Here is a 14532-nt window from a genome sequence, read left to right on the forward strand (position 1 = left end):
TTTATCTAACGCTGGCAGAATTTCTAAAGTATTTAAAAATGAATCTCTTATATGTTGTTTAACAATATATATTTTTTGTTAAACAAAAAGATTCTATCTTTGATAAAATTGAATGAATGAAACTCTATCAACTCCACTCTAAACAAGCTATGCCTATTTCGCAAAAAGAAGCTTGGGATTTCCTTTCAAGTCCTTCGAACTTAAAAGTCATTACTCCTGATCATATGGGTTTCAATATCCTTGATGGAGCAGACAGACCTATGTTTCCCGGACAAATAATTCAATATAAAGTTTCCCCGTTTCCGGGATATTCTACCAAATGGGTAACGGAAATCACACATGTAAAAGAGGGAGAATATTTTGTTGATGAACAGCGCTTCGGCCCATATGCGCTATGGCATCATAAACATTTTATAAAACCAATTGAAGGTGGAGTTGAAATGGAAGATGTTATTGATTACAAGATTCCTTTCGGAATTTTAGGCCAGTTAGCACATCCTTTAATAGTAAAAAAACAATTGAAACAGATTTTTAAATATCGAGAAGAAAAATTACTCGAGCTTTTCGGTAAAATTGACGGAAGACCCAATGAACTTTATTTAAAATCCATATAAATGAAAAAAAATATACTTCTTATTGGAGGTTCTCAAGGCATTGGTTTCTCAATGGCTCAGAAACTTCATCAAGATCACAACCTTTATGTAGCATCTCGAACAAAGGAAGGACTAGAAGGGCTTCAAGCCAAACATATTCCTTTTGATGTCCTTACCGATAGCTTAGATGTCACTTTATTACCAGAAGAATTACACGGTTTTGCCTACTGCCCAGGCAGCATAAATCTCAAGCCGTTTAAGATGATGAGTTTGGAAACTTTTGAAGAAGATATGCAATTGAACTTTTTTAGTTTGGTAAAGGTTATTAAAACAGTTATTCCAATAATGAGCGAAGGTTCGAGCATGGTATTCTTTAGCACTGTGGCTGTAGGCACAGGAATGCCATTTCACACCAGTGTTGCCGCCGCAAAAGGTGCTATTGAAGGTTTCGCAAAATCAATGGCAGCTGAATACGCTCCGAAAATCAGAGTAAATGTGGTGGCACCTTCTCTTGTTGACACTCCCCTTGCAGGACGATTACTTAGTAATGATAGAAAACGTGAAATGATGTCTGAGCGGCATCCTCTAAAACGTGTTGGTGAAGCTGACGACATTGCCAACATTGCTGTATTTTTATTAAGTCAAAATAGCACTTGGATGACAGGACAAATTATTGGTGTTGATGGGGGAATGTCTACTTTGAATGTTAGCTAATATGAAGGAAAAAGTATCTATTTTCTGGTTTCGACGCGATCTAAGATTGCAGGATAATGTTGGGTTTTTAGCCGCCTTAAAAGGAGGATACCCAGTTCTTCCCATTTTTATCTTCGATAAACTAATTCTAGATAAACTTCCGAAATATGATGCTAGAGTAAGTTTCATTTTTGAGAATTTACAAAAAATGCGAACCCAACTGGCAGAATCTCACGCGAGTTCAATAGCTTTTTTTTATGGAAACCCAAAGAATGTCTTTAAAGCACTTACACAAGGTTATGACGTTCAATCTGTTTACACTAACAGCGACTATGAACCTTATGCCAATGAGCGAGATACCGCAATTGAGCAATTTTTAAAAACCAAAGAAATTTCATTTTCAAGATCAAAAGATCAGGTCATTTTTGAAAAAGATGATATTGTCAAAGGTGATGGCACTCCGTATGTGGTTTATACACCCTTCAAAAATAAGTGGAAAGAAACATTCAATGCTGATTATCTTGAGCCAAGTGACACGTATCCTTATTTCTCAAATCTTATTCAAAATACTAGTCTTCCAAACCTTACTTTGAGTGACATGGGCTTTACAAATTCTGATATCAGGGTACCGGATTACAATGCAAGTCCTGATGTAATCAATAACTACGAAGCAACCCGAAACTTTCCTGCAATACAAAACGGAACCTCTCGACTTGGTCCTCATTTGCGTTTTGGCACAGTATCCATTCGACAAATGATGACAAAGGCCATTGCAGAGGAGAATGAAGTTTTCTGGAATGAATTGATCTGGAGGGAATTCTTTATGCAAATATTATGGCATTTTCCGCATACCGTAAATAAATCCTTCAGAACAAAGTATGATCGCATTGAATGGAGAAACAACGAAGCAGAGTTCGAAAAATGGACAAACGGACAAACGGGTTATCCCCTGGTAGATGCAGGTATGAGAGAACTAAATGCTACTGGTTATATGCATAATCGTGTTCGTATGCTGGTAGCGAGTTTTTTGTGTAAACATCTATTAATCGATTGGCGATGGGGAGAAACCTATTTTGCTCAAAAATTGTTAGATTATGACCTAAGTGCAAACGTTGGTAATTGGCAATGGGCTGCTGGAAGCGGAGTTGATGCAGCACCTTATTTTCGAATTTTCAACCCTACCACCCAAATTGAAAAATTTGATAAGCAAAAAGAATATATCAATACATGGGTTCCTGATTTACAAGAGCTGACCTACCCTACTCCTATGGTTGATCATAAAATGGCACGCGAACGATGTTTAAAAGTCTATAAAGAAGCGGTCGCATAATCTCTTTTTACTATATTTAGGGACCTTGTAATTTGACCAACAATGTCCGAGAACAAAACCATAGCTACAACGGCTTCCGTACAGGCATTCTTAGATGCCGTCGAGAACGATACCCGGCGAAATGACAGCTATGCCTTACTAGAACTAATGCAAGAAATTACTGGATATCCTCCTGTCTTATGGGGCAATAGTCTCATCGGTTTTGGCAGTTATCATTACAAATATGATACAGGTCGCGAAGGTGATATGCTTATCGCAGGCTTTTCCCCTCGTAAGCAAAATCTTGCCGTTTACAATACGGGATTTGTACGATATCCTAAGATAATGGAAAGATTAGGAAAGTACAAAGCTGGCAAATCTTGCCTTTACATCAATAAGTTATCAGATGTGAATCTAGATGTGCTTTCTGAACTTATCAAAACCTCCTTTGAACATATGAATACAAAATATAATAGCTAACTCAAATAAATACAGATTCCTTGTTAAGCGGGAATTAAACTAAATCACTTAAGAATGAAAAAATGTACACTCCTGGGCTTACTACTGCTAACATTTTCTGCAGTATCGGCTCAAAAAATGACCAAAAACAAAAAAGCTGTTCAAGTATCTGTAGAAAAACACAAGGCCGAATTGATCAAAATTAGTGATTCGATTTGGGCAGCGGCTGAAACCGCATTTGAGGAATTAAAATCTTCAGAGATATTAGCCAGCTATGCAGAGAAAAACGGAATGACGGTAACAAGAGGTGTAGCCGATATACCAACAGCGTTTACAGCCACTTATGGCTCAGGCAAACCCATTATTAGTATTTTGGGAGAATTTGATGCCCTACCGGGGATATCTCAAAAGGCACAACCTGAAAAGGAACCTTACAAAGAAGGCGCAGCAGGTCATGGTTGCGGTCATAATATGTTCGGCACTTCAAGTTTAGGTGCGGCAATTGCCATTAAAGAGTTAATGGAAGCTGGAAAACTGACAGGTACAATCAAATTTTTAGGGACTCCGGCAGAAGAAAAATTTTTTGCTAAAGTATGGATGGTCGAAGCAGGTTTATGGAATGATGTTGATGTAAATCTTAGCTGGCACCCTGGGCCTCAAATTGAAGCTGATGTACAAAGTGGACTTTCCTTAATAGACTTTATTGTAGAATTTGAAGGACAGGCAGCACATGCTTCTGCTGATCCATGGAATGGGCGTTCTGCTTCCGATGCACTTGAATTGTACACTACAGGAATCAACTATTACAGAGAACATATTCTTCCTTCCTCACGTATTCATTATCATATTCAAGATGGCGGACAGGTAGTAAATGTAGTCCCTGATTATGCCAAATTATGGGTGCGTGTTCGCGATCCGAAACGTTCCAAAATGTTACCCACTTATGAGCGTGTAAAAGCAATGGCCGAAGGTGCAGCGATAATGGCTGATGTAGATTACAAGATTTCTTTGGTTTCAGGAATTTACGAAGTTTTGGTAAATCGTTCTGGAGGAGCCATTATGCAGAAGAACTTAGAGTTATTGGGACCTATCACGTACACGCCAGAAGAAGAAGCTTTCGGAAAAGCGATTCAAAAAGCTACGAAAAAACCGGAAGTCGGTATGGATGCTTCCATAAATCCTTTGCGAGAAACTCTTGAAACTCCTGGTGGTGGTTCTACCGATGTTGGTGATGTCAGCTGGAATGTGCCAAATATCAATTTAAGTGTTACTGTAGCTCCTAAGGATACGCCTTGGCACTCTTGGGCTGTTGTAGCCTGCGGAGGAATGTCTATAGGTCATAAAGGAATGGTTTACGCATCAAAAGCATTGGGAATGACAGCTGTCGATTTATTCGAAAATCCGAAACTAGTTAATGAAGTGAAAGCAGAATTTAAGCAGCGTAAAGGCGATGAAGTGTACAAGCCTATGATTGATGGGCCACCACCAATTCCTGCAAACTAAATTCTAGTTCAATAAATGCGGCTAAAAGAGAACTCATTTTTATGGGGCTATGTTCTATTGGTTCTTTTTGATTTAGCCTGCGGTTTCGAGGCAACTTCAAGTTTGCGGGTAATCAGTAAACCCTTGTTGTTACTCTCGCTTTTATTCTATTTTCTGAATAAGGCGAAAAGCAATCGAAACAGAACATTTTATCTCATGACGGGAGCATTATTTTGCTCCCTTCTAGGAGATGTCTTTTTGTTATTTGAAGACCGCTCAAGTATATTCTTCCCGCTAGGTCTCGCAGCATTTCTTATCGCACACCTCCTATTTGCATTGACTTTTACTAAAAAATGGAATAGAAAAGCATCTAAAAAAATTTGGTGGATTATACTATTGCTTTTTTCTTACGGAGGATTCCTATTCTATATTCTAAAGGATAATCTCGGCGCACTACAAATACCTGTGATATTATATATTTTGGGAATATTGACGATGGTCATTACCGCATATCGCAGAAAAGAAAACGTACCAAAATCTAGTTTTAATCTGGTCTTTATAGGTGCTCTTTTCTTTGTTTTATCCGATAGCGTTTTAGCTGTCAATAAATTTCTATTTACAATTCCCCTATCTCATATCATCATCATGGGAACCTATGCAACCGCTCAATATCTCATTACCATGGGAGTCTTAAAACAAGGAGATTTTGGAAATTAAACCTATATCCGCCAAAGAGACTTGGCCTTTGCGCCATGAGGTGATGTGGCCAAATATGCCCCTTGATTTTATAAAACTTCCTGAGGATTCAAATGGGAATCATTTTGGACTCTTCTTGTCTAATGAATTGGTAAGCATTGTGTCCCTTTTCGAAACGGGAAATCGTATCGCCCAATTTCGAAAATTCGCCACAAAAACTGAACTACAAGGAAAAGGGCATGGTTCAAAATTACTTTTGTACTTGATGGCCTTTGCTAAAGAAAATGACTTTCATACCCTATGGTGCAATGCAAGGGTTAATAAAACTCACTTCTACAAAAAATTCGGAATGGTCGAAACTGAAGAAACCTATGTAAAACAAAATATAAAGTTTGTGATACTAAGAAAGGTTCTTTAGCTTGTATCTCTAAATCATTAGAATGAAAAATGCTATCAAATCGGTTTTTCCCTTAGGATTTCCTTGGCAAACGCAAGACCCATTTTTATTTTGTGTCTATCATTTAGACCATTACCCAAAAGGAAATGAAGATATGACGCCAGCAGCCTCACTAGAAGGCCGCAACTTAGGCAACGATTTTGTTATCAAAGACGGATGGCGCATGTATCACGGACAAACCATTCCCGGTTTTCCTTCACACCCGCATCGCGGATTTGAAACCATAACCATTGTAAACAAAGGCTTCTGCGATCATTCAGATTCTTTAGGCGCTGCCGGAAGATTCGGTGAAGGAGATGTACAATGGATGACCGCAGGTCGAGGAGTTCAGCATTCAGAAATGTTTCCATTACTGAAAACAGAAGAAGAAAACCCTCTGGAATTGTTTCAAATATGGCTCAATCTTCCAAGCAAGAGCAAGTTCGTAGACCCGCATTTTGCCATGCTTTGGCATGAGGATATTCCAGTGATAAAAACAGAAAACGCGAGTGTAAAAATAGTTGCAGGAAACTATCAAAATACGAATGCTCCAAAACCTGCTCCCGATTCTTGGGCGGCAGATGCGGCAAATGAAGTAGCAATTTGGAATATTCATGTAGATGCAAATTCAAGCTATACCCTACCCAAAGCCGATTCGGAAGTGAGTAGAACCCTTTATTTTTATGATGGTTCAACCATTGAAATCGAAGAAAAAATCATTCAACCAAATCATGGTATTGAGCTCCACCCTTCAGAAGATGTAGAGATTAAAGTCAAAGGAGGAAAGGCACATTTTTTAATGCTTCAAGGAAAACCTATTGCTGAACCTGTTGTACAACATGGTCCCTTTGTAATGAACACTCAAGAAGAAATAAGAGCAACCATGAAAGATTATGGATTGACACAATTTGGCGGTTGGCCCTGGCAACATGCTGATAATGTGCACGATAAAGAAAAAGGTAGGTTTGCTAAGTATCCTGATGGAACTGTCGTTGAAAAAGAATAAATACTAGTTAACTTTATAGGAGGTATAATGAACATATGTTTATTATACTTACGTTGCCAAACATTTGAAAAAAACCAATGTATAGACATTCAAATCATTCAAAAATTTTTGGGACAGGTAGAATTGATGAAAGATTCCGCGCGATTTTCCAACGATTAAAACAAACAATTGAAGGAGAAACTGAAGATTATATTTTGAATGTAAATCCCACTGAATACTTAGAACATTTGACTGATTCAAATCAAATGGAAATTCCAGCAATTCACTACGAAGATGTTTATGCGGACAGCTATGAAGATGATATCCCAATGGAATATTTTTCGGCCAGATATGATAGATTTGGAGTTGATAAGGTTAGAAAAGAAATAATTCAATTTTTTATTCCAGTTAGTGGGAACGTTGATTTACTAAATTATAGTCCTGCTTCAACATTCTATCTTGGAGGTGGTGGAGATTTCAAAGTTAATAGCGATTCAATTTCTACAGAGTTCATAAATTTCGATAATGATGGACCAGCATTAAAAAAGCGTTTTGATAGCGAAGTAAGAGGTATTAGAAGTAATTACGACAGTTTGATAAGCGATATTGAAAAATTTAATAACTCTTTAAAATCTAACTTACATAGCGTTTTTAGTAAAAGAAAGAATGCACTACTAAATAAAAACAGTTTAATGTCTTCTTTAGGTGTGCCTTTAAAAAGAAAAAGCTCTACTACAAATACATTTTCAGTACCTAAACCACAACTGAAAGAAAAAATAAAAATCAGCAAACCAATAGTAACAGAAAAAGGATTTAAACCTGAACCAACTTTAAATGAAGAAAGCTACCGACACATTCTAAAACTTATAAATGATGTTGGAAAGAATTTTGAAAGAATGCCAAGTGTCTATAAAGGAAAAGGCGAAGAAGATTTGCGAGACCATATTCTAATGACTTTAGACCCTAATTTTGAACTCGGTAGCGCGAGTGGAGAAACATTTAATAAATCAGGTAAAACTGACATTCAGTTGCGTTACGATAGTTCTGTTATTTTCATTGCAGAATGTAAATTTTGGAGCGGAGAAAAAGGGTACTTAGGAACAATTTCACAACTATTGAACTACTTGACTTGGAGAGATACAAAAGCATCTGTAATAATGTTTGTTAGACAACAGGATTTTAGTTCTATTTTGGAAAAAGTTAAAACAAGTACAGAAAAACACGAGAATTATTTAAGTTATGTAAATAATACTGATGAAAATTGGTTTAATTATCGCTTTCACATTAACGGAGATAAAAATCGAGAATTAAAATTAGCAATACAGTTATACCACTTACCGAAATAAAAACGTGTGGCCACAATGTATATAAAAAATAGCGCAAGTCATTGCTAAAACTAAGGCTTGGGCGTTTTTGGAAAGTCGCCAAATTTTTAAATTTGACGATTTCCAATAAAAAAGATAAATAGTAAAATTTAAAAATTCGGCTTGTGTTTAATCCGAAAAGTAACGGCTTATTTTCAGCGCTACTTTTCATATACGGAGCCGTTAGCTATACCCGCTCAATCTTCGCCCCAATAGCTCTTAATCGCTCATCAATATTCTCATACCCACGATCAATCTGTTCGATATTATGAATAGTGGAAGTTCCTTTTGCAGATAATGCTGCAATTAAAAGAGAAACCCCTGCACGAATATCAGGCGAGGTCATTGTTGTAGCTTTCAATGTAGATTTAAAATCATGACCGATTACGGTAGCACGGTGTGGGTCGCACAAAATAATTTTTGCGCCCATATCTAACAGTTTATCTACAAAAAACAAACGGCTTTCAAACATTTTCTGATGAATCACCACTTCTCCCCTAGCCTGCGTAACCATTACCAAAATGATACTTAACAAATCAGGAGTCATTCCAGGCCAAGGTGCATCGGCAACAGTTAGAATTGAACCATCTATATAATTCTGAATCTCATAGCCATCTTTGTGAGCAGGAATGTAGATATCATCTCCTCTTCTTTCTAGTTGAATTCCCAGTTTGCGAAAAACTGATGGTATTTGCCCTAAATCATCCCAACTAACATCTTTGATAGTCAACTCACTTTTTGTCATCGCAGCAAGACCAATCCAACTTCCGATTTCAATCATATCAGGAAGCATACGATGTTCTGTTCCACCCAAAGCATCAACACCTTGTATAATCAACATATTAGAACCGACTCCAGAGATCTTCGCCCCCATTCGGTTCAACATCTTACACAACTGTTGTAAATAGGGTTCGCAAGCGGCGTTGTATATCGTGGTCTCACCTTCTGCAAGTACTGCTGCCATTACGATATTAGCCGTCCCTGTTACCGAAGCTTCATCAAGCAACATATAAGTTCCATTCAGTTTATCAGCTTCAACGCCGTAGAAAGATTCCTCTTTATTATATCTGAATGTAGCACCTAAATTGATGAAACCTTCGAAGTGTGTATCTAAACGACGTCTTCCAATTTTATCACCCCCAGGTTTTGGAATGTATCCTTTTCCAAAGCGTGCTAACAAAGGTCCAACCAACATGATAGAACCTCTAAGCCCTCTACCATCTCTTTTAAAATCGTCAGATTGTAAATAATCAAGATTGATATCATCAGCTTTAAAAGTATAAGAGCCTTTTCCTTTTTTCTCAACTTTAACACCCAAGTCTTTCAACAGGGCTATAAGTTTATTGATATCAATAATATCAGGAATGTTGGTAATCGCAACTTCTTCAGGGGTCAGTAGTACAGCGCATAGAATTTGTAACGCTTCGTTTTTTGCTCCTTGGGGCGTAATCTCACCTGAGAGTTGGTGACCGCCTTCAATTTTAAATGTTCCCATGTAAGATGGAGAATATTAGTATCGCTTCTTTCCGCGATTGTTATTATTTCTTTGGTTTTTCTTGTTCGAGCTCTTACGCACGGTTTTGGCTACTCTATTTTTCAAGAACTGCCCACTATCGGTCAAAACAGTTTCAGCGGTAAGATTGATTTGGCCATCAGATAACTCTACCAAATGCTTGAAAATTGCACTATCGTCAACTACATCTTTATTCCAGTTGAGATAGCACTTTTTCATGTGATTCGCAATGGCATACTCGAGTCCATCACGCATATCTCCTTTATCCCAACCAACAGCAACATCAATCATACGTTTGATATTATTACCGTAAAAACGATATTTCGGGTGGTTCTGTGGATATTCTAAAGGTTCTGGACGCTCTTGCAACGCTTCTTTCGAAGTAATTGGAAAAGGAGAATCAACATCTAATTTAAAATCAGACATAATGAACAATTGATCCCAAAGTTTGTGTTGAAAATCAGGCACATCACGCAAATGCGGTTGCAGATTTCCCATTACGTCAATAATTGACTTTGCAATCTTATTGCGTTCTTCTCTATCTGCAATAGATACCGCATGATCAACCATCTTTTGAAAATGACGACCGTATTCTGGTATAATGAGCTGTGAGCGCTCAGTATTATATTCTAAGTTTTCTACTAAATCCAAATTGAAATGTTTTTGTGTAAGAAGTAATAAGGAAGTGTTCTTATAACGCCTGCAAATTAGCAAAATTATAGTACAAATGCTATTTTAGAGTGATATTACCCCTTCTACCTTGCCGACCTCTTTATATTTCGCAATAACAGCATCAGGACTATCTAGGTTTACAGTCACTGAAATACTAGTGTAGGTTCCTTTCTTGGATTGCTTTGATTCGATGACAGCCCCTGTATTATCGAAGATATCTTGAATTTGCTTTATTTTATTTTCATCCGTGGGGACTATAAATTTATACAAGTAATTTGAAGGCCAAGAAGAAGTATCTGCCAATTGTCCTTTCAACTTTTTATAGAACTCGTCTGATTTGGTATTGTCCATACGTATTATTTTCTGCAAAGATAGTTCTTCAAAGTGTATTTTCTAATACTAATGGTTTCCGTACTTTTGTGCGTATATATAACACATTTGAATACCAAAAGAATAGTTGTCACTGGAGGTCCTAGCACAGGAAAAACAGCAGTCATAGAAGCTTTAGAGCAAAAGGGATATCATTGTCTAGAAGAAGTGATACGAGCTATGACCTTGGCAAAAAAAGCAGAAGAAAGCGAGGTTGTTTTTGAGTCCAATCCTATTGTGTCCGTGACTGACCCCATGGCCTTCAATCAAATGATTTTAAATGCTCGTGTTTCTCAATATGAATCTACATTAGAATCTACAGAAAAGTTTGTTTTCTTTGATAGAGGAATTCCTGATGTTTTGGCTTACATGGATTGTTTCAACCAAGAATATGACGAATCATTTACCAATGCCTGTAGTTTAAATAGATATGATTTAATTTTTCTAATGCCTCCTTGGAAGGAAATACATGTAGTTGACAATGAGCGTTTTGAAAGTTATGAGGAATCTCTTCGAATTAATGAATGCTTAGAGAGATCTTATACCGATTTGGGGTATAATGTTCAAATCGTTCCAAAGGATACGATTACAAATAGAGTTGATTTTATATTGGATAGCGTAAAGAATCTAACGTGAGTAAAAGTCCGAAGGAAGTTTTACAAGAATATTGGGGCTATTCGGAATTCAGAGGCTCACAAGAAAAAATCATTTCTGCCCTTTTACAAGAAGACGATGTTCTTGCCTTGCTTCCGACAGGAGGTGGAAAGTCAGTTTGCTTTCAAGTACCTGCACTAGTTAAAGAGGGAATTTGCATTGTTATTTCTCCATTAATTGCTCTTATACAAAACCAAGTTGATAGTCTAAAAGAAAAAGGTATGAAGGCTATTGCTTTGACCGGGGGAATTCCCTTCGATGAAGTCAGCAATTTGTTAGACAATTGTATTTTCGGAGGCTATAAGTTCTTATATCTGTCCCCGGAACGTCTTCAGCAAGAAATGGTTCAAGAACGGATTCAAAAAATGAATGTGAATCTAATTGCGATAGACGAAGCACATTGTATATCACAATGGGGACATGACTTCAGACCTGCCTATTTAGAATGTTCAAAACTACGAGGTTTACTTCCTGAAACTCCAATGATTGCATTAACAGCAACTGCTACAAAACAAGTTGCTTTAGATATTACGGATAATTTAAAGTTTCTCGACCCAGTTGTTTTCAAAGATTCCTTCTCAAGAAAGAACATTGCTTTTAAAATATATCATGAAGAAGATAAACGATATCGACTCAAACAACTCTGTTCAAAGTTAGAAAAGAGTGCCATCGTTTATGCTAGAACTAGGAGGTTGACGCAAGAAGTAGCCCAATATTTAATTTCAAACGGAATTAGTGCGTCCTATTTTCATGGAGGAATTCCGAAGGAAGAAAAAAAATCAAAACTCAACAAATGGCTTAACAATGAAATAAAAGTCATTGTGGCGACAAATGCTTTCGGAATGGGCATTGACAAACCCGATGTGCAGCTGGTTGTTCATTATCAGATTCCTGATTGTATCGAAAACTACTACCAAGAAGCAGGTAGAGCAGGTCGCGATGGAAAAGCAGCAGAAGCCGTTCTCATTACAAATAAAACGGATGAGGAATTGGTAAAGAAGCAATTTCTTGGTGTTTTACCAGATACTGCTTTTTTAAAACTAGTATACAACAAACTGAACAACTATTTTCAAATTGCCTACGGAGAAGGCAAGGATGAAAAGTTTCAATTAAACTTTAATGAATTTTGTTCTACATATAGTTTGAATACCTTATTGACGTATAATGCTATTCAAATACTTGATCAAAATTCTGTGATTGCCCGCAGTGAATCTTTTTCAAAAAGATCTAGCGTGCAATTTATCGCATCAAAAGATGTAGTTTTTGATTATTTCGAAAACAATAATTCCTTAGTGACAGTGGCACAAACGATATTACGCACCTACGGTGGAATTTTTGATTATGACACTAAGATCAATATTGATCTCATAGCCAAGAAAGTGAATACCAGTGAACGCAGGGTAACTGCGGTTTTAGAACAATTACAGAAAGATGAAATCATCAGCTATACGGCATCGCATAGCGATTTAGACCTTACTTTTCTTGTTCCTAGAGAAGATGATATTACCATAAATGTATTTGCAAGCAAGGTGAAAGAGCGGCAGCGCATAAAGACAGACAACCTAGAGCAAATGTTGAATTATATTAGTACTAATACTATATGTAGGAGCAAACAACTACTTTCTTATTTTGGTGAAACAGCACAAAATGATTGTGGAATTTGTGATGTATGTTCAAGTAAGGGAAGTTTAGATGATCAAACAACGACATCTCTTAGCAATCAATTACTTTTACTTTTAAGAGATGGAGCCAAAACATCTAGGGAATTAATTGAATTGAATGCTTCGGATAAAAAACACACCTTGTCTACTATTCAATTCATGTTAGAGGATGGTATCATAAAGATTAATACGAAAAATCAATACGAACTTGAGTAAGCAGGAAAAATTAAGAATTGTATTTATGGGTACTCCGGATTTTGCCGTGGGCACCTTGAAAGCATTGGTTGAAAATAAATATGAAATTGTCGGAGTAATAACTGCTCCAGATAGACCAGCAGGAAGAGGAAGAAAGTTACAAGAATCAGCAGTGAAAAAATATGCGGTTGAGAAGGACTTGAAAATACTACAACCTACCAATTTGAAAAATGAAGAATTTCTTGCTGAATTAGAAGCGCTCAAAGCTAACCTTCAAATTGTAGTAGCTTTTCGCATGCTTCCAAAACTGGTTTGGCAGATGCCAAAGTTTGGTACATTTAACCTTCATGCTTCCCTACTGCCTCAATATCGCGGCGCTGCACCAATTAACTGGGCAATCATTAATGGAGAAACTGAAACGGGAGTTACAACCTTCTTTATTGATGATAAGATAGATACTGGCGAAATTATCCTTCAGGAAAAAATTAAAATCGCTAAAGATGATACGGCAGGTTCACTTCATGATAAACTAATGCATCTTGGATCAGGTTTAGTCATTGAAACTGCGGCACAAATTGAAAAGGGTACAGTAAGTACTCAGAAACAAAGTGATGCTGAAGATTTAAAATCAGCGTATAAAATTTTTAAAGATACTTGTGAAATTGATTGGAATAAACCAATACATGAAATTTATAACCATATAAGAGGGCTTAGTCCATACCCCGCCGCTTGGACCACTCTTATAAATGGAGATGACTCTTTATTTCTAAAAATTTACCAAGTATCTGTAGTAATAGAAAAACACGACTTAAAAATAGGCGCGGCTATTTTCGATAAAAAAGAACTTAAAATTGCTGTAAATGGGGGGTATATAAAATTGAGTGAAATTCAACTACCTGGAAAGCGAAAAATGAAAACCTCAGATGTCTTAAACGGACTAAATTTAGCAAAATCAGCCTATGTCTCGTGAAGACCGATAGCCATTGGGCTGCGAGAAATGGCTAAAAACAGCCCACTTTATCAACAAACACCCTGAGTTATCAACAAAAACAGGGATTTCGCCCCTATTTACTTGCGTTCAACGCAAATCCGTATAAATTTGTTACAGGTTTAAAATTATTTTAACAACAATTAATTTAATCACATTATGAACAAAACAGAATTAATCGATGCAATGGCAGCTGATGCTGGCATCACAAAAGCAGCAGCTAAGAAATCTTTAGAGTCTTTCTTAGGAAACGTAGAAGGATCTTTGAAAAAAGGTGGACGTGTATCTTTAGTAGGTTTCGGATCTTGGTCTGTATCTAGAAGAAATGCAAGAGAAGGTAGAAACCCATCAACTGGAAAAACTATCCAAATTGCAGCTAAAAATGTTGTTAAGTTTAAAGCAGGTGCTGATTTAGGCAAAGCAGTAAACTAGTTCATACGAACACAATACTTAAAAAGCATCG

General features: G+C 36.9%; 16 protein-coding genes. 13 read left to right on the top strand and 3 right to left on the bottom strand.

The window, feature by feature from the left end; all coding sequences use genetic code 11:
- Positions 1–116: 116 nt before the first annotated feature.
- The 9 genes from ACKWCD_RS04115 to ACKWCD_RS04155 all read left to right on the top strand — a co-directional run bounded on the left by ACKWCD_RS04115 (position 117) and on the right by ACKWCD_RS04155 (position 7999).
- Positions 117–614, top strand: coding sequence for an SRPBCC family protein (locus tag ACKWCD_RS04115; RefSeq protein ID WP_413982665.1), 498 nt, complete (start codon positions 117–119; stop codon positions 612–614).
- On the top strand, positions 615–1307 hold the full coding sequence (locus tag ACKWCD_RS04120) for an SDR family NAD(P)-dependent oxidoreductase (protein ID WP_413982666.1): 693 nt from the start codon (positions 615–617) through the stop codon (positions 1305–1307).
- Position 1308: 1 nt separating this feature from the next.
- Positions 1309–2616 carry a cryptochrome/photolyase family protein gene (locus ACKWCD_RS04125; RefSeq protein WP_413982667.1) on the top strand — a complete coding sequence of 436 codons (1308 nt, stop codon included), beginning with the start codon at positions 1309–1311 and terminating at the stop codon, positions 2614–2616.
- 42 nt (positions 2617–2658) lie between these two features.
- Positions 2659–3075 (top strand): DUF1801 domain-containing protein, encoded by a 417-nt coding sequence (locus ACKWCD_RS04130; RefSeq protein WP_413982668.1) that lies wholly within the window; start codon positions 2659–2661, stop codon positions 3073–3075.
- A 54-nt stretch (positions 3076–3129) separates the two neighbouring features.
- Complete coding sequence (locus tag ACKWCD_RS04135) at positions 3130–4557, top strand: amidohydrolase (protein WP_413982669.1); 1428 nt, start codon at positions 3130–3132, stop codon at positions 4555–4557.
- Between the two features lie 15 nt (positions 4558–4572).
- A complete protein-coding gene (locus ACKWCD_RS04140) occupies positions 4573–5253 on the top strand; it encodes a lysoplasmalogenase (protein ID WP_413982670.1) in 681 nt (226 codons plus the stop codon).
- Positions 5243–5650: a GNAT family N-acetyltransferase gene (locus tag ACKWCD_RS04145; protein WP_413982671.1), complete on the top strand. Its 408-nt coding sequence runs from the start codon at positions 5243–5245 to the stop codon at positions 5648–5650. Before ACKWCD_RS04140 ends, ACKWCD_RS04145 begins: the two co-directional genes overlap by 11 nt.
- A 22-nt stretch (positions 5651–5672) precedes the next feature.
- A complete protein-coding gene (locus ACKWCD_RS04150; protein WP_413982672.1) occupies positions 5673–6674 on the top strand; it encodes a pirin family protein in 1002 nt (333 codons plus the stop codon).
- A gap of 77 nt (positions 6675–6751) precedes the next feature.
- Positions 6752–7999: a hypothetical protein gene (locus tag ACKWCD_RS04155; protein WP_413982673.1), complete on the top strand. Its 1248-nt coding sequence runs from the start codon at positions 6752–6754 to the stop codon at positions 7997–7999.
- A 205-nt stretch (positions 8000–8204) separates the two neighbouring features.
- Here the strand turns inward: ACKWCD_RS04155 and murA are convergent, their stop codons facing one another.
- From murA to ACKWCD_RS04170, 3 genes are all read right to left on the bottom strand, one after another.
- Positions 8205–9512, bottom strand: coding sequence for a UDP-N-acetylglucosamine 1-carboxyvinyltransferase (gene murA / locus ACKWCD_RS04160; protein ID WP_413982674.1), 1308 nt, complete (start codon positions 9510–9512; stop codon positions 8205–8207).
- A gap of 15 nt (positions 9513–9527) precedes the next feature.
- Positions 9528–10181 (bottom strand): DUF4290 domain-containing protein, encoded by a 654-nt coding sequence (locus tag ACKWCD_RS04165; RefSeq protein ID WP_413982675.1) that lies wholly within the window; start codon positions 10179–10181, stop codon positions 9528–9530.
- Between the two features lie 84 nt (positions 10182–10265).
- Positions 10266–10553, bottom strand: coding sequence for a DUF493 family protein (locus tag ACKWCD_RS04170; RefSeq protein ID WP_413982676.1), 288 nt, complete (start codon positions 10551–10553; stop codon positions 10266–10268).
- Between the two features lie 87 nt (positions 10554–10640).
- Here ACKWCD_RS04170 and ACKWCD_RS04175 point away from each other — a divergent pair, with 87 nt between their 5' ends.
- The 4 genes from ACKWCD_RS04175 to ACKWCD_RS04190 all read left to right on the top strand — a co-directional run bounded on the left by ACKWCD_RS04175 (position 10641) and on the right by ACKWCD_RS04190 (position 14501).
- On the top strand, positions 10641–11207 hold the full coding sequence (locus tag ACKWCD_RS04175; protein WP_413982677.1) for an AAA family ATPase: 567 nt from the start codon (positions 10641–10643) through the stop codon (positions 11205–11207).
- Positions 11204–13102 carry a RecQ family ATP-dependent DNA helicase gene (locus ACKWCD_RS04180; RefSeq protein WP_413982678.1) on the top strand — a complete coding sequence of 633 codons (1899 nt, stop codon included), beginning with the start codon at positions 11204–11206 and terminating at the stop codon, positions 13100–13102. Before ACKWCD_RS04175 ends, ACKWCD_RS04180 begins: the two co-directional genes overlap by 4 nt.
- Entirely contained in the window at positions 13095–14051 is a 957-nt protein-coding gene (fmt, locus tag ACKWCD_RS04185; protein WP_413982679.1) for a methionyl-tRNA formyltransferase, read from the top strand. Before ACKWCD_RS04180 ends, fmt begins: the two co-directional genes overlap by 8 nt.
- Before the next feature lie 177 nt (positions 14052–14228).
- A complete protein-coding gene (locus ACKWCD_RS04190) occupies positions 14229–14501 on the top strand; it encodes an HU family DNA-binding protein (RefSeq protein ID WP_138658570.1) in 273 nt (90 codons plus the stop codon).
- Positions 14502–14532 lie beyond the last annotated feature (31 nt).

It is taken from the genome of Maribacter taeanensis, from assembly GCF_047345145.1.
Classification (GTDB): Bacteria; Bacteroidota; Bacteroidia; order Flavobacteriales; family Flavobacteriaceae; genus Maribacter_C.